Origin of the sequence: Acinetobacter guerrae (genome assembly GCF_009372255.1) — a bacterium.
GTDB classification, from domain to species: Bacteria; Pseudomonadota; Gammaproteobacteria; order Pseudomonadales; family Moraxellaceae; genus Acinetobacter; species Acinetobacter guerrae.
Genome location: NZ_LXGN01000007.1, coordinates 257,851 through 275,000 on the forward strand (window position 1 = coordinate 257,851; position 17,150 = coordinate 275,000).

Here is a 17,150-nt window from a genome sequence, read left to right on the forward strand (position 1 = left end):
GTTTTTTTAATCAGAGATTATTTCTGTTTAATCGTATAACAGCTTGGTAGCTCAATACTCAAAGTACCGTAAATACGTTTTGCTAGCTCTTGCTGAGCTTGTGTTGGTGCAGGAGAAACATCTTTAATATTGTTATAGACTTTTTGATAAGCCGCATGAATATTAATCCAGCTCGCTTCTGCATTACTAAAGTCAGTGATATTTACACCACGAGTCGTGTTATGGTCGGTCAAGAGATTATGCAAGTTAATTTTTACACCACCAGAAGTTAAGGTCTGAGAAGACACACTTCCATCATTACTGGCTCTCACAGTCAAACTCTGATTAAGTCCCAAAATCGCACCTTCAAGCAAACCAAATTTCGCATTGGTTAGAATCATACGGATAGTGATAGATTTATCAGTTTCCGCATAATTGGCAGTTCCAGTAGTTCCTATTCTAAACTGTTGAACACCGTTACTATCAATCATAGTAGAAGGGTTTACAGTCGCACATGTCCCTGACATATCATTAGCAGTCGCATTTGGTTTGATATCCGAACGAATATCTCCATTTTCATCAATCACAACACCTAGTTTGACATCTTTAATTGTGGTATCGCTAAATTTGAAATTCAGTGTCGCATACATCGGGAATACATAATATTCGCCTGAATTGGTGTTGTTTTGTGTAGTTAAAATTTTCTTATCAAGGTAAGTAATCGGGTTTGTTTTGGAGATATCAATCGTTCCTTCAAACTGTTCAGGACTAAAGTCTTGTGTCCACTTACCATAACTTGCAGGATCACCCTCTTTAGAACCAGTGGCTTGTTTATATACAGCTTCTGTTCCCGTAATAATATAACCGTTGATTAAACGTCCCTGATTAATCTTTAATGGAGCACTCGTTTGATCTGCCATTGAAAATACATAAGGCGTACTTCCCAGTTTTTTGGTAATTGGACTAATCCAATTGGTTTGTGACTCAGCATTCATTTTTTGTGGTGCAACTTTGCTAATGAGCGTCATACGTTTTAGTGAATCACTAATGATTGTTCCTGCACTGGTCTTATCATCAGGCTTACCTTTCCACTGCAAACCATAACCAAAAGTATGCCCAGTACGATCAGATAATAAATACATATTGGCTATAATTTCATTGCCTAGTAAGCTCTTACCGTGGAAACCCTCAATATATTGTTGATCGACACCACTTTCAGCAGGTAATGGCCACGGTAAAAAATCAGATTGGAAACTACCTGCATTCTGCATATTGAGCATCTTGCTGACAACATCAAAAGCAGTCTGATCGCTCACTCCAGAAACATCAACCCAAGGTTTTAAAATTGCAGCATAACTACCATCTTTGAAATTTGTAACATCAATCGATTGGCTAATATTTTTCAAATTACTTTTATAATCTTCATCTAGTGTTATTGGCTGAAGATCACCTATTGCATTTTTCTCATTCACAACGCCCGCAGCTTGAAAAATTTTAACCAAAGCCATTGCGACTTTAATGGTTTCATCATTTTGATCTAGACTGGCAGGTGCTTTACCAACCATTGCAGTTGCAATATCGACTAAAGAAATAGGTGCATCTGAAATTTTCAGAGAGGTAATGGTTTTTAAATCCACCGTACCTAATTTAATCTGCTTATCCGTACCTTGCCCCTTGATGGAGAACGTCACGGTATCGCCTAATTTACAGGCACCTGCAACTGCATTAGAACTATTTTGGGTAATAAAGTGATTCGTTGTATCACTGCTACAATCAAAATTTAGACCTGCCACAGGATAATCGAAAACAAATTCCAGACAATCACTACTGGTGGTAGAACAACTGGTACTTGCCGTGACTCCAGTACTACTGCCTGATGAATCTACATTAATATTTCCACCCTCTCCACCACATCCACTTAAAGCAGCCATGAGAGCGGTTAATGTAAAAGGAATTAATATTTGTTTTTTCATAATACAATCACTTTATTTCCTAACGGATCGCCGTTAATTTTATTTGTCCTTGATTTGATAAAGATTTTTCCTGAACATCTAATGCTGAAGCTAACGGTGTTAACAATATATAGGATGTTTGATCTGGAAGTCTTATCGTTCCCTCAATAGCCGCATGTTGTAACATTGTGGCTGGAAATTCCTGATTTTTGTAACCACTTACACCTTCAAGTATGCATCCTTTCTGATCTAGAAATACCACAAAAGGCCAGTAAAAGGTTGGATTCTGTTCAGTCGTAGCATAAGAAGTAAGTTTCAATTGTTTTAAGGGTGCAGAAAGCTTAACCACATCATAATCAAAAGTGTCTTTTAGCGGTTTCCTTGGCCATAAACCTACCTGCTTTTCAACATTAAATAATTTTGCATCTTTGATCTTTTTACCTGTGAAGCATGCTGTTTCCAAACTTTCAACGACTTGCTCCTTAGGAATCCGATAATAAGTCGGAGACAAAGCTAATACTTCTTCTGCTTTTTCATCTTGATTCTTTTTCAGCATTGATTGTAAAAAGGATTTACTCACCCCTTTTTCACGTTGCTCTGGCTGCATACGCACCGCACCAAGTCGGGCATCGACAATACCTTCTGGCATCATGTAAAAGCGTTTTTTACCTTCAAGATTAAACTCTTTGTCTTCTAAATATTCGCTATCAATATATTTTTCGCCATTTAATTCAACAATATGCTCATCTGTTTCAGAGGCAGATGATGACTGTTCAATAGGCTTTGAATGAGTTTCCACCTGAGCTTTCTGAGTTGAAGGCATCGTTGGTTTTGCCGTAGGCTGAGGCTGAGGCTGAGGCTGAGGCTGAGGCTGAGGCTGAGGCTGAATATATCGTGCCTGTTCAGATGATGCTTTATTTTCTTGTTTTTGCTTCGGCTGAGTTTGGACTGGAATGACTATTTTTGATTCAGAAGATTTTTTTTGCTGAACATGTACTTCTGGCAAAGCTTCACTCACATTTTTTTGTGCTGTATTGGTAGCTTGTTCCTGTAAATGATTTTGATTTATAGATTGTGGCTGAGTCGTTTGTGTAGGCTGAGATTGGCTAGATTTAACAGATGCAGGTATCTGATCAGATTCATTAACCACTTTGCGATTGGTCGTCTTTTTATGTTCCGTTGGATCACGAGGAATCACCAACGGACGACCATCAGGACCAATAATAGTAAAAAAATCGGCAGCATATCCCATTGACCCTGTTCCTATTGAAAACAGTACCAACGATAAATAGACAATTGATTTCTTACTTTTAAACATATTTACCATCTTGTTCTGTAGTTAATCCCTAAAAGAGTGACTTGCGTATTGGTACGAACATTTAAACCTGCATATGGGTTCAGAATTAAATTATCAACACCTGTTGCATTCGATAAACTACTAGTATTTGCTGGGATATTATCGCGGCTACGTAAAAAGGCTAAGGTTAAGTCAATATCCGTATCTGCATCAAACCGATAACCCAACCCCAGACCAAATAACTGTGCGTTATTAATTGGAATCATAGTGTTACGTTTGTCATCTGGTGTTGCAGATGAGCGAGGTTCATATCCAGCACGTAGTTTTAAACGATCCGTTGCAGAGTACTCTATCCCAATTCCCCAACTCCATGGAGAAGTAAATTTTAAAGGGACTGCTAAAGTGCTGTCAGTTACACCATTTGAAAGTAATTTTGCAATTTTAAGTGCCGAAACTTGTCGATCAAATTCGAATTTGAATTGATCCCACTGTTTGTAATCTGTCCAGCCTACATCAAAGTTAATTTGTAAATCTGGCAAAATTTTATATTTGATACCTGCCTGAAAATGCGCTGGATATTTTAAATCCATTGAGACCAAACCAGACTCACTGGCTGGAATATACGATGGAAATCCTAAAATAGCAGCAAAAATTTGTCCTGTTGCAGATGAATTTAATGCACGGATTAACTCACGTGGTGCATTGGCATTATCGATATAATATTTGCCCTTTAAGCGCATTTTGCTTTCGCTCTGATAAACCATACCAAAAGCAAAATCATCTGATGGTTCCCACATTAACCCTAGGTTATAACTTGGAGCTAATGATTGTTCCATCGTCGCTTTTAACTGTCCAAACTTACCAAATGGGTTTAGGCCTTCATTGGCATTACATAAACCCAAAAGTAAAAGATCAGTAATAATATCTGAGTTATCACGAAATGGTGAGCAGACTACGTCATCAACCATACGCAATACACCAATGAGTTCATTGGGAAAACGTAAGTCAGTTTTTAAAGACATGGCCTGATAAGACATACCTAATGACGCACCAAGCGACAATTCATCATTGACCTGAAAAGCAAATGACGGTGATAAATAGGTGATGCGCTCAAACGCCATCTGTTGTCCCATAAAATTACCAGGATTGCCATTTTCAGAGCCATAACCCACAATTAATGGTGCATAAATCGCTGTTGCATAAGTTACTTTTGAACCTGGTGGTTTATACGCGACACCAGCCGTAGGCGCTGCAATAGGAACACCTTCGCCCAGATCTACCATTTTCTTTAAAATAGGTACATAGATACTGGCATACTCGACATCTGCATTAACTGTACCTTTAAAATCGGTACATAAACTGGATGGATTCTCAGGTGCATCATTACACACGATAGGATCATCAGAATAGCCAAATACGTTATAACCTGCGGGTGCAGAAAGATCACGTTTTACATTAAAGTTTGCAACAATGCCTTGTACATCAGTTTGCAAACCTTCAATTTTAGCTAATCCTGCTGGGTTAAAGTGAATCGCACTAATGCCCGGTGGATCAGCCGTAACCGCATTTCCCATTGATAATGATCGAATATCAACCGATAAGTTTTGTCCAAGCTGAGCGAAAGCCACACTTGAAAAGCCCGTTAAAAAAATTGCAGCAGCTAACGGGCGTAGTCTCAGGTATAACATACCGACTACTCCCTTTAATTACGAATTTTTTTAGCAAAACCAATAATATCCAATGGGAAAGATAACCCCAGTGAAACATCAGGTGTGTCTTCAGTTAAACCTATTCCCAATGTACCGTTCACAATAGTATCTGGGGAAACACGAACACCCAAAGCAATGGAGAAGGTCGCGCTGGTTTGATCTGCTGGCTTATAGCTTTCACCTGTATTGTAGGTAAATTCACTCTCAGTATTGAAACTTTGCTGATAAGACATCGTCAAAGAAACATCATAGTTAAACGAGTAAGCGAAACCGAAAGCAAAACCACCACTGATACCTGGATCAAACTCATCGATAATTCGTGTACCACGAATTTGGTTTAGACCTGTTTCCTTAAAGCCATAATTTGCTGAAACTGAGGCGAATAACACAACTGGATCAATATATTTTCGTGTACTTGCACCAATACCTGCTGAGTAATATCCCTTACCTGTTGATAAATCCTTGGTTGGATTTACTTCATATGGACTATCACCTGTTTTAGTCGAAATATTACCAAATAAAATCAGAGGTAAACGCCCTGCTTTTAAAGGAAACGGCTCCCAACGCGCGCCAAACGAAATATCACCTAATCCTGCTGTTGTAGTGTCTTTTAAATTATCTGACTTCGCGACAAAAGGAAGAGAGGTCGATAATGTAAGATTATCACGTAGACCATATTGCAAGGTAAATGTGTTAGTCAAAGTATGGGTTGCATCTTCATCAACCCTTAACTGCGCAACACTACCATCCTGAATCGCAAGGTTAAGTTGACTATCTCGATAGTAGGTGTAATCGATATCATAATACGTCGAGATCTCGCCTCTTTTGATCAAAGAGTACTGACGCTCATTTGAAGTAAATACTTCTTGCAGGTTACTTTCTTGTGTTGCATCGCCTTCTTGCTTCTGCAATGCCTCAGCCGCACCGTTTGACTGAACAGTTTGAGCTGTATGAGGTGGCGCAACTGGAGCAGGTTCAATTGCAGGTGTATCCTCAGGTTGTACAGCTGTTGCATTTGGATCAGGTTCTGTAAATGCAGTTGCTGGCTCAGATGCTGCTGGCACATCCTGTGCTTTTACATCGGCCGCATATGCGCCACCCACCATAAAAATTTGAATACTGACTGCAAGTAGAGTTTTATTCATCCATTGAGCTCTCATCATCTAATTCCCACCACTTATTTTTTTTCTGACTATTTACGCTTGTAATACAAGCGCATAAAAGTATTAACGTTCTGACCATAAGTATCTGATTCTTTATTTAGATCAGGCCCTCTGCGTACAGTCGATGCTTTATCTGCAATCTTTTCCATATAAAAAGTTGGATATTGGATATCTACGAGTGCATATTTATTGACTGTTGCATCTTCCACATGGCGCATATCAGAATCTTGTAAGGCCAATAAATTCTGTCTTTGAGCTTCTGGGACATTGATTAAGAATAAAGTATTGTTTTCCCAAATCTGTTTAAATCTTTCCTGATCAAAGCTGATATTTCCAAGCGCGGGGTCAGCTACATAAACACGCCCATTTTTATAGGCTTTGTAAACGACAAAATGCTTAAAACCAGCGTAAGAAATAGGAACAATTGCAGGCTGCCCCTGTTTAATTAGATCAGAGAACTCTCCGCGATAACCACCGCTTTCCAAACCCAATGCTGTCACGAAACGTTTCATATCCAGCAATGAAAAGCTTCGACGTTCTACAATGCGGTTATATTCACCAAAGCGCAATAAACCATTCATGGTTTGCTGCTCAGTTAAGCGCGTGCCCACATAACCATTTAACAAAGTCGTTAACGCTGCTGAACCACAACTATAATCATAGGCCTGACGTACGATGCCACGAAATTGATCTTCAACCGCAGGTTTAATATTGACCTGCTCACGGTGGAAACGAGTGAATGAAGGTTCACGTGAATCGAGAACCTCTGTGTAGTTAACAGTACCTGGCGGCTTTTCCTTAATATCAAAGGCTTGAGTCGCAAAGTAATAAATCAGTGCCGACCCCAATGTAATCTCTAACATAATCTGACTTTTCTACTTTTGGCATCTGATGCCCTTACGTTGCTATTATTTTTAGAGTAAGTACTCTACGTTCCTTGTCTGTTGAAGATACCTTTTTTTATAAAAAAATACAGCTTTTTTTTTATTTTTTTGACGGAATGCGTCTTTTTTTGTAACTGATGTAAATAAAAAAACGCGCATCAATGCGCGTTTTTTTATTATGGCTTAATCTAAATTAGATTAGTGACCAGAAATTGTAATTTGTGAGCCAGGAGTTGACATAGTTGCACCGTAGAAAGTTTTTAAACCGCTAACTTCCACATCACCAATTGAATTTGTAGCCGTCTTAGTACCTAGATGGATACCTTTGATATAAATATCGTTACCAGCAGCGTCATTTGAAGTAATTTGCAGACCAGTCGTTAATACTTTCACAGATGCATCAACATTTAAGTCACCTGTTGTGCTACCAGTAGAGGCAACTTTGATACTGTCTAATACGATATCACCATTACCAGAACCATCATGAATGGATAAATTCGCTAACTCTAATCCACCTTGCATAGTAGTATTCAATTTGATCATCGCACCTTGTGGAGCTGTACCTAATTGAATATTCGCATCCATTTTACCGGTTTTTAAAGTCAAACCATTTAAGATTTTATTGTAACCCGTATCTTCTACACCGCGTTTTACTGCTCCAACAGTATAAGCCTTACTTTTTGCAACACCTACTTCACCAATATAGATATCAAGACCTGAAACTGCTGCAGCTACGTTTAAAAAAGCACCGTTTGCACCACCAGCATCTGTATCAATAACCAAATCAGCCATATTGTGAGAAGCCAAAGCACGCGTTGTATCTAATGCACCATTTTTAATTGGAGCAGTAATTACCAAACCACTCGTTTCATTGACATCACCACTTATAGCATTACCTTTAATTACAATTGCACCAGCAGTTGAAGTACCACCATTATAATTAGCTGAAGCAGGCGCATCAGGGTTTGTAGTAGCAGGATTACCTACTTGAGCCAAACCGTCATTATCGTGAATTGCTAATTTATCAATGGTAATTTTAGAAATACCGATACCAATATTCAGACCATCTTGACCTGTGGTCGAGCTAAGCGCAGCATCATCCATTGACTGCATTGCCATTGCATTTGCACTGATCGCGATTGAAGAAACTAAAGCAAGTTTAGTGAACATTTTCATTCCGTACTCTCCCAAGAGCATTTATTTTTTTTGGTTTTCACTACTCTATGTTTCTACGGTTTTATAATTTCCCCAGTAGAAACGTCCTATCCATGAGTAGCTGAATTTGCCTCTCTAAATTACAACTCTGTTAATTTTTGTTCAACTGCTGTTAGTCAAATTTGACTAACTACCCGATAAACGGTTCATTAACTTATGTCAGTTTAAGTTATGTAGTAAAATCACGGTTTCGACTCTATTTATGATTTTAGGTTTATCTTAGTGAAGTTTTTTTGTAAATTAAATCAAATCATTAGCTCTGTTTCTGAAATATTATTAAAACTTCATAGTACGCATGGACTGGTGTATCTGAAAGATCAAGACCAACCTATCATTGCTTTTAATCCCTCAAATTATTTAGTTTATCAAAACAATCAATTTAAATATTTTAAAATTAATGCAAACAATCTTTATGAAATGATGGATAAATTCACTATTGACAATTTCCCTCAATTTCATCCTTTAGAGAATATTCAAGTATCAACAACTTTTTCGGGTGGCTATATCGGATTTATTTCTTACGACTATGCAGCTAAACAATTTGTCTCAAGCAAAGAACGTTCCCAACCTGCTTTTTATTTAGGACAATATGAAAGTTTTTTAAAGCAGCAAGATGACGGCTGGTACTTTTATAGCCATGCAAATAATGCCAAACAACAATTGAATGAGTTGGAAATATTACTTTCCCAACCGATAAAAACTGAAAACCTAGTATTGAATCAAGCCTGCCATTCGCGTTGGTCAAAATCACAGTATGCCGATGCCTTCCAACGCATTCAAGACTATATTCTCGCAGGTGACTGCTATCAAATTAATCTCACACAGGAATTTACAACAAGCTGTAAAGGTGAGTTATTAAGTCGTGCTGAAGAATTATGGAATCTTACCGATGCTCCTTATGCAGGTTATTTAAAACTGGATGATTTTGAACTGCTTAGTTGTTCTCCTGAACTCTTTATTGAGTTTAATCAAAAGCAGCTTATTACACGCCCAATTAAAGGTACGATGCCACGTTTTGCTGATCCTAAATTAGATGCATTATCGAAACAAAAACTGCAATCTTCTGAAAAAGATCAAGCTGAAAATGTCATGATTGTGGACTTATTACGTAATGATTTAAGTGTTTATGCTGAAACTGGCTCTGTAAAAACCACTAAACTATTTGAAATTGAAAGCTTTAATCAGGTTCATCATATGGTGAGTGAAATTGAGGCCAGATTAAAGCCTGAAGTCCATCCATTTGAAGTATTAATGTCTGCTCTGCCAGGAGGTTCTATTACGGGAGCACCTAAAATCCGTGCAATGCAAATTATTGATGAACTCGAAGGTGCTCCACGTGGTGCTTACTGTGGTTCACTAGGTTATTTTAATTTCGATGGTTCTGGTCGCTGGAATATCCTCATTCGCAGTATCCAAAAATTTCAGGATGAACTTTCGGTTTGGGCAGGTGGCGGAATTACCATTGCATCTGATTGTGATGCAGAATATCAGGAGTGCTTTGATAAAGTGTCTGCCATGTTAAATTTACTGAATACATGGCAGCTCAAAGATTAAATTTCAGGTGTAATTGATCCTAAAGCAGATTTTTTAAGGTATCTACCAGACGCTGATTTTGTTCATCTGTACCAATGGTAATTCGTAAATATTGATCAATACGTGGTTTATTAAAGTAGCGCACAATCACGCCTTGCTCGCGCAATTTTAACGCTAATTCAGCAGCATCATGTGCGGGATTCGTTGCAAAAATAAAATTGGCTTTAGATGGTAACACTTTAAAACCAATGCCTTGCAATTGTTCCACCAACCGATCCCGACTTTGAATGACTTTTTGGCACTGTGCTTCAAAATATGCCTGATCTTGAAAAGATGCGACTGCCGCTGCAATGGCAAAACGATCGATTGGATATGAATTAAAGCTATTTTTTACCGCCTCTAAAGCAGCAATCAAATGTGGTTGTGCAATTGCAAAACCAACTCGCAGACCCGCTAATGAACGTGATTTTGAAGTGGTTTGGCAAACAACCAAATTATCATATTGATCAACTAAAGCGACCGCAGTTTCAGCACCAAAATCAACATAAGCTTCATCAATCACAACTACGCGATCAGGGTTTGCTTTCAAAATCTGTTCAATTTCTACAAGTGACAGTGCAATACTTGTCGGCGCATTTGGATTAGTAATAATAATACCGCCATTGGCTTGACGATAATCATCAACTTCAATCTCGAAATCATCATTCAGCGGAATTTGCTGAGTTTTTACCGCAAAAAACTGACTATATACGGGATAAAAACTATAAGTAATATCTGGATAGAGAATCGGTTCATCTTGAATAAAAAATGCTTTAAAAATATGTGCTAGCACTTCATCTGAACCATTGCCAACAAATACTTGTTCAACCGTGACATTCTGCTGTGTTGCAATCGCCTGTTTGAGTTGCGTTACATCAGGATCTGGATATAAACGCAATACATCTGCTTGATGGCTAAGTATTGCTTGCACAGCTTCTACCACGTTTGGAGAAGGTGGGTATGGATTTTCATTCGTATTTAATTTCAATAAATTCTGGATTTTAGGTTGTTCACCTGGCGTATAAGGTTCTAATTCACGAACTTCTGGACTCCAGAAACGCATTTGTTCATTGCTAATTTTCATTTAGATATTCATTCCATTTCATCAAAATCGACTCGCTTTTTTTATCTTAATGGGTGATGGACAGATAACACCATCTTTAAGATTATCTACTCAAGCAAATCAACTTTATAAATTTCACTATTGTCATCTCTTTAAAAAGGGCTGAATTTTCAGCCCTTTAATCTTTAAAAATTTGTTTCAGGGCAATATCGATAACGTGCAGAACGCGCATGGGCATCCAAATTTTCTTGTTGTGCCAATAGATCTGCTGTCTTGGCTAGTGTTTTAACACCCGCTTCTGAACACATAATCAGGCTTGAACGTTTCTGAAAGTCATATACACCTAGAGGTGAGGAAAACCGTGCTGTACCTGATGTTGGTAAAACATGATTAGGCCCTGCACAATAATCACCAATCGCTTCTGGTGTATAGCGCCCCATAAAAATTGCACCTGCATGACGGATCTCTTGACTCATGGCTTCAGCATCATCCAGACAAAGCTCTAAATGCTCAGGTGCAACCTGATTGATCAGTTCAACAGCTTCCGCCCGATCTTTCACTAAAACCAATGCACCACGATTGGCAATTGAAGTTCGCGCAATATCCGCTTTTGGCAATGCAGCTAAATGTTCTTCTATAGCCTGAGCTACATCTTCGAGCAAATCGGCATCTGGAGTAATAAAAATTGCCTGTGCAACGGTGTCATGTTCGGCTTGAGATAAAACATCCATCGCTAACCATTTAGCGTTATTTTGACCTTCAGCATAAACCAAAATTTCTGAAGGCCCTGCAATCATATCAATGCCAACCTGACCAAAAACCGCACGTTTTGCAGCAGCCACAAAACGGTTACCCGGTCCTGTGATTTTATCGACAGCAGGAATAGTCTGAGTTCCATAAGCCAATGCTGCTACCGCTTGAGCGCCGCCAATGGTAAAAATACGGCTCACACCTGCCAAATATGCCGCTGCTAAAACCAATGGATTGAGTTCACCATTCGGTGCTGGAACAACCATAATAATTTCGGGTACGCCTGCAACGTGTGCAGGAATCGCGTTCATCAAAACCGAAGAAGGATAAGAAGCCAAGCCACCAGGGACATAAATTCCGACTCGATCTAAAGGCGTGACTTTCTGACCTAGTGTATTGCCTAAAGCATCCACATAGCTCCAGCCTTCCTGCTTTTGCACCTGATGAAAGCTACGAATACGCTCGGCAGCAAGTTCTAATGCTTCACGAATTTCAGGATTTAAAGCATCAAATGCTGCTTTTAATTGCTCTTGAGTCAGTTCTAGGTCTGAAAATTGATGCGCTGGATGTCGATCAAACTGTTGAGTGAGCTTAAGAACATGATCATCACCATGCTGACGAACATCAGCAATGATTTGGTCTACAGTTTTTAAAAGTTCAGGGTCATTAACAGTCTCAAACGCCAACAAATCAGAAAAGACTTGTTTGAAGTTTTGATCTTGAGTCGATAAACGTCGCATCAATTTACCTACAAGGTTTTGAGTGAAAAGAAAAACTTAGTTTACCCTGTTTCATGTGGTTTGTGGGCAAGTTCTGTGCTTATTCGTATCTAGTTTTATAGGAAATCATGAACAAGAAAATAGGAAAAACTGCTAATCATCTTTAATCGCTATCAGTAATTAAACCCCAAAAGAAAAACCGCTGTTGTGAGCAGCGGTTTTAATTATAAAAAGATTATTTCTGGCGATCACTTACCGCTTGCTCAACTTGAGACAAAATCGGATCGAGTAAAGCCTGCTTTCGCTTAAAACTTGCTTTATTAACAATCAAGCGTGAAGAAACTTTCATAATTTCTTCAAGTGGTTCCAAACCATTAGCACGCAAGGTATTTCCAGTATCGACTACATCGACAATATAATCACCCAAACCCACTAAAGGCGCTAATTCCATAGAACCGTACAGCTTAATCACATCAACTTGCTCACCTAAGCTTGCATAGTATTGACGAGTTAAATTGACATACTTTGTGGCGATTTTTAATCGACCTTGCGGACGTTGCATGCCAACCTTACCTGCTGTCATCAATTTACAATTCGCAATTTTCAGATCCAGCAACTCATAAACGTGTTGTGCGCCATGTTCCATCAGCACATCTTTACCCGCCACACCAATATCGGCTGCACCATTTTCTACATAAGTCGGCACATCGGAAGCCCGTAAAATTAGAATACGAACTTGTTTGTGCGTGGTTGGAAAAATTAACTTACGTGATTTTTCAGGATCTTCAAGCAAATTAATGCCCGCTGCTTCCAGCAAAGGCAGAGTTTCTTTTAAAATTCGACCTTTACTGAGTGCCAATGTTAAACCATGATCAAAATTTCCCATGACGTTAAAGTTTGGATCATCGTTTCTCATATCATTCATTAACTGACTCGCTTAATATTCGCGCCTAAACTTTGCAATTTTTGTTCAATATTTTCATAACCGCGATCAATATGATAAATACGGTCAATAAGCGTATCGCCTTCTGCAACTAATGCTGCTAAAACCAAAGAGAAAGAAGCACGTAAATCTGTTGCCATCACAGGAGCAGCCTGTAAAGTTTCAACTCCAGTTACCACAGCATCATTACCTTCAACTTGAATATTAGCACCCATACGCGCAAGCTCAGGTACATGCATAAAACGATTTTCAAAAATCGTCTCAGAAATTGTAGCAAAACCTCGTCCAATCACATTGACAGCCATCAGTTGTGCTTGCATATCAGTTGGAAATTCTGGATGCGGTAAGGTTCTAAAACTCACGGCTTTAGGACGTTTGCCTTGCATGTCTAGCTCGATCCAATCATCGCCACGGGTTACTTCTGCACCCATTTCTTCAAACTTCTCAAGTACTGACTCCAATAGACTTGGATCAGTATGTGTGGTCTTAATACGACCACCTGTAATCGCTGCTGCTGCTAAATAAGAACCTGTTTCAATACGATCTGCGACCACCGCATATTCGCAACCATGTAAACTTTCAACACCTGTAATTACAAGTGTATCAGTATCGATCCCTTCGATTTTTGCACCCATTTTCACCAACAGATTAGCTAGGTCAGTAATTTCAGGTTCACGGGCCGCATTACGTAGTATAGTCACGCCTTCTGCCAAAACAGCAGCCATCAAGATATTTTCCGTTCCACCAACTGTGACCATATCAAAGGTAATATCTGCACCTTTTAAACGACCATTGACGGTCGCATGCACATAACCATTTTCAACTTCGATATGTGCACCCAAAGCTTCTAATGCCTTCAAATGCTGATCAACAGGACGAGAACCAATCGCACAGCCACCTGGCAAAGACACTTGAGCATTACCATAACGTGCCAATAAAGGTCCTAAAACCAGAATAGAAGCGCGCATTGTCTTGACTAATTCATACGGTGCAAACTGATTAGATAAAGTTGAAGTGTCAGCCTTAACCGTATCCCCTTGATATTCCATGGTAATGCCTAAACCAGCAATTAATTTTACCAGCGTATTTACATCTTTTAGATTTGGAACATTCGTCAAAGTAATTGGCGAATCCGCTAAAATCATAGCAGCCAGTAATGGTAATGCCGCATTTTTTGCACCTGAAATGCGTACTTCACCCTCGAGCTTAACACCGCCCGTAATTAAAAATTTATCCATTAATTATTATGCTCCGAAAAGGCTTGCTTTGCGCCATTCGTCTTTGGTCATTGCCCGAATTGTAACTGCATGGACTGCACCACTTGCAATATAAGAATTCAAAGGCGCATAAACGGCTTGCTGACGTGCAACACTACGCTTTCCTTCAAATTGATCATCTACAATACGCAGGTCAAATTTTCCCGCCTGACCAGTGACAGCCACTTCCGCATCTGGAAAAGCTTCTTGTAAAATTTGAGTGAGCTGCTCACTATTCATTGCTAGACCTCATATACAAGCTTAGGCGTAAAAACGCATTATTTTACTATAAATCATCGATATAATTCAGCACATGTTGATATTTTACAAATAAAAAAAGAGGCTAATTATTAGCCTCTTTTAAAGAAAAAACTACATATCAACAATAACTTGCTGATGATTACACTGTATTTTTCGATGTTTTTGTAATTGGCGCTTCAACTTTTCAGTCAGTTTTTTGATCGACATATACATATCATCCGCTGAAGCCTGTGCAAAAAGTTCAACACCAGGCAATCGTACAATTGCTTCTGCAATATGATTTGAACTTCCTTTATGTGTTCTTTTATCGATCTGATGATCTTTAGAAAGCTTGACCTGCATACTATTGACCTGATCCAGATGTTTGGTCAATTGATCAAACTTGGTTTTAATACTGTTTTCAATTGCAGGGGTAATAACTAAATGATGTCCACGAATTGTTATTTGCATAATTCTATCCCTCACCTTCTTTCAGGATATAAAGTCATAGCCAAGACGATCTAATGACAAAACAGAATTCTGCATCACAATCATTAAATCATTTCAGCTACTCCTTTGGTAAAAAAAATTCATTATTTTGCAACAATGAACATCTAGAATAGTCATACTTTAAAAATCAGATCAAGACTTTTCGTTCAGAAGATGAAGGAATATGTAACGATTCGCGATATTTTGCTACTGTTCGACGGGCAACATCGATACCTTCTTCTTTTAATAATTCTGCAATCGCATTATCAGACAAAGGCTTACGTGGATTTTCCGCTGAAATCATTTTCTTAATACGCGCACGAATAGCGGTTGACGAACATTCGCCGCCAGATGTTGTGCCCACGTGACTTGAAAAAAAATATTTCAATTCAAACAAACCACGTGGCGTTAACATATATTTATTGGTCGTAACCCTTGAAACTGTGGACTCGTGTAACTCAACCTCTTCCGCCACATCACGTAGTACAAGTGGCTTCATCCCTTCTGCACCAATTTCAAAAAAAGTGCGTTGATGTTCTACAATACAAGTCGCAACTTTTAATAAAGTTTTATGACGTTCATCAATACTCTTAATAAAATTTTTGGCTTCAAGCATTTGGTTACGCAGATAAAGATTTTCATCGCTCTGATCTGCTCTTCGAATCATATTTGAATAAAAAGAATTTATTCTCAACTTTGGCAAAACATCTGGATTTAATTGCACTTGCCAGCTATTGTCTTTTTTATTAACCACTACATCAGGAATTTGATAGTCAGATTCCTGATTTTCAAAATCCGCGCCGGGATAAGGTTTTAATGTTTTTAATAAACCAATCGCCTCTTTTAATTGATTCATATTTAAACTTGAAGCTTTTAAAAGCTTATTTAAATCATTGGCAATAAATAATTCATAGTTTTGCAACAGACTTAAAGCTTCTTTTCTTGATGGTGTGTGTGCATCCATCACTTCTAATTGAATTTTTAAACATTCAGCCAAATTTACTGAGGCAACACCGACTGGGTCAAGTCGTTGTATATGTTTAATAACGACTAATATTTCATCATGCTCAATTTCTTCGTCATAATCAGCTTCAGCAAGTAAATGCTGTGCTGCCAATAACACCTCTTCAATTTCTGCATCAAGAAAACCCTTTTCATCCAAACAATCGATAATGCAATAGGCAATCAACTTATCGACTGTAGAAAAATGCAATAAATTGACCTGCTCTAGAATATGTTCTTTTAAAGTATGATGAGCTTGACGATTATCTTCACGCTCTTCAAACTCTGGTGAAGCTAAGGCTGTTGATTGATGGGTATAAACATCATCCCAATCTGTATCGACAGGAAGGTCATTAGGTAAATGATCTGCATTCAAATCTTGTGTTAAATCGTTAGTATCTTTGGTTTCCAAATGATTTAAACTTTCTGCGATACTTTCATCTTCTATTTTTTCGAGTAATGGATTACTATCAAGTTGTATTTGGATTTCTTGTTCCAGTTCAAGACTAGACAATTGCAATAAACGAATTGCTTGTTGTAATTGAGGGGTGAGCGATAAACTATTCGCAACTTTCAATCCAACAGATAACTTCATACGACATCCTAACTATATTTAACAAGCAAAAAATGTGCCTATGAAGTTATTTATAGCATAATTTTTAACGATATCCTACACAAACAATATGATCGAATAACATTCCATTACCCTGATAAGTCATTTTTTAAAATTATATTTCCATTCTCGACTCACCATCTGAACAAAAAAAAGCACCCTAACCTGTTTAAAGATTAGGGTGCTTTAGATTTAAAAGCTGGCGATGACTTACTCTCACATGGCCAAGGCCACACTACCATCAGCGCGAAGAGGTTTCACTTCTGAGTTCGGGAAGGGATCAGGTGGTTCACTCTTGCTATTG

Annotated in this window: 14 protein-coding genes and 1 rRNA gene; 1 reads left to right on the plus strand and 14 read right to left on the minus strand. The window is 38.4% G+C overall.

Annotated elements, in window-relative coordinates; all coding sequences use genetic code 11:
* Nucleotides 1-17: 17 nt before the first annotated feature.
* From filF to filA, 6 genes are all read right to left on the minus strand, one after another.
* The gene (filF, locus tag A7A69_RS06775; protein ID WP_152876684.1) at nucleotides 18-1,952 is read right to left on the minus strand and encodes a putative pilus system protein FilF; all 1,935 of its coding nucleotides are present in this window, start codon (nucleotides 1,950-1,952) and stop codon (nucleotides 18-20) included.
* A 19-nt stretch (nucleotides 1,953-1,971) separates the two neighbouring features.
* Entirely contained in the window at nucleotides 1,972-3,249 is a 1,278-nt protein-coding gene (gene filE / locus A7A69_RS06780; protein WP_241675224.1) for a putative pilus assembly protein FilE, read from the minus strand.
* A 2-nt stretch (nucleotides 3,250-3,251) separates the two neighbouring features.
* A complete protein-coding gene (filD, locus tag A7A69_RS06785; protein WP_120370866.1) occupies nucleotides 3,252-4,916 on the minus strand; it encodes a putative pilus system OmpP1/FadL family transporter FilD in 1,665 nt (554 codons plus the stop codon).
* Nucleotides 4,917-4,930: 14 nt separating this feature from the next.
* A complete protein-coding gene (gene filC, locus A7A69_RS06790) occupies nucleotides 4,931-6,100 on the minus strand; it encodes a putative pilus system protein FilC (protein WP_152876686.1) in 1,170 nt (389 codons plus the stop codon).
* A gap of 29 nt (nucleotides 6,101-6,129) precedes the next feature.
* Nucleotides 6,130-6,963 (minus strand): putative pilus system C39 family peptidase FilB, encoded by an 834-nt coding sequence (gene filB / locus A7A69_RS06795; protein WP_120370868.1) that lies wholly within the window; start codon nucleotides 6,961-6,963, stop codon nucleotides 6,130-6,132.
* A 219-nt stretch (nucleotides 6,964-7,182) separates the two neighbouring features.
* Complete coding sequence (gene filA, locus A7A69_RS06800; protein ID WP_152876687.1) at nucleotides 7,183-8,160, minus strand: putative pilus system protein FilA; 978 nt, start codon at nucleotides 8,158-8,160, stop codon at nucleotides 7,183-7,185.
* Nucleotides 8,161-8,421: 261 nt separating this feature from the next.
* On the opposite strand from filA, the gene pabB reads away from it, so the two are divergent.
* A complete protein-coding gene (pabB, locus tag A7A69_RS06805) occupies nucleotides 8,422-9,753 on the plus strand; it encodes an aminodeoxychorismate synthase component I (RefSeq protein ID WP_187349186.1) in 1,332 nt (443 codons plus the stop codon).
* Between the two features lie 19 nt (nucleotides 9,754-9,772).
* Here pabB and hisC read toward each other — a convergent pair whose 3' ends face one another.
* From hisC to rrf, 8 genes are all read right to left on the minus strand, one after another.
* Nucleotides 9,773-10,855 (minus strand): histidinol-phosphate transaminase, encoded by a 1,083-nt coding sequence (gene hisC, locus A7A69_RS06810; RefSeq protein ID WP_152876688.1) that lies wholly within the window; start codon nucleotides 10,853-10,855, stop codon nucleotides 9,773-9,775.
* Nucleotides 10,856-11,019: 164 nt separating this feature from the next.
* Complete coding sequence (hisD, locus tag A7A69_RS06815) at nucleotides 11,020-12,324, minus strand: histidinol dehydrogenase (RefSeq protein ID WP_151982512.1); 1,305 nt, start codon at nucleotides 12,322-12,324, stop codon at nucleotides 11,020-11,022.
* 214 nt (nucleotides 12,325-12,538) lie between these two features.
* Complete coding sequence (gene hisG, locus A7A69_RS06820) at nucleotides 12,539-13,228, minus strand: ATP phosphoribosyltransferase (protein WP_120370873.1); 690 nt, start codon at nucleotides 13,226-13,228, stop codon at nucleotides 12,539-12,541.
* A complete protein-coding gene (gene murA, locus A7A69_RS06825; RefSeq protein WP_120370874.1) occupies nucleotides 13,228-14,484 on the minus strand; it encodes a UDP-N-acetylglucosamine 1-carboxyvinyltransferase in 1,257 nt (418 codons plus the stop codon). Before murA ends, hisG begins: the two co-directional genes overlap by 1 nt.
* 6 nt (nucleotides 14,485-14,490) lie before the next feature.
* Nucleotides 14,491-14,742, minus strand: coding sequence for a BolA family iron metabolism protein IbaG (gene ibaG / locus A7A69_RS06830; protein ID WP_044437304.1), 252 nt, complete (start codon nucleotides 14,740-14,742; stop codon nucleotides 14,491-14,493).
* A gap of 132 nt (nucleotides 14,743-14,874) precedes the next feature.
* A complete protein-coding gene (hpf, locus tag A7A69_RS06835; protein WP_120370875.1) occupies nucleotides 14,875-15,213 on the minus strand; it encodes a ribosome hibernation-promoting factor, HPF/YfiA family in 339 nt (112 codons plus the stop codon).
* 166 nt (nucleotides 15,214-15,379) lie between these two features.
* Nucleotides 15,380-16,828 (minus strand): RNA polymerase factor sigma-54, encoded by a 1,449-nt coding sequence (locus tag A7A69_RS06840; RefSeq protein ID WP_152876689.1) that lies wholly within the window; start codon nucleotides 16,826-16,828, stop codon nucleotides 15,380-15,382.
* Between the two features lie 215 nt (nucleotides 16,829-17,043).
* Nucleotides 17,044-17,150: ribosomal RNA gene (gene rrf, locus A7A69_RS06845) — 5S ribosomal RNA — on the minus strand; the annotation flags it as partial.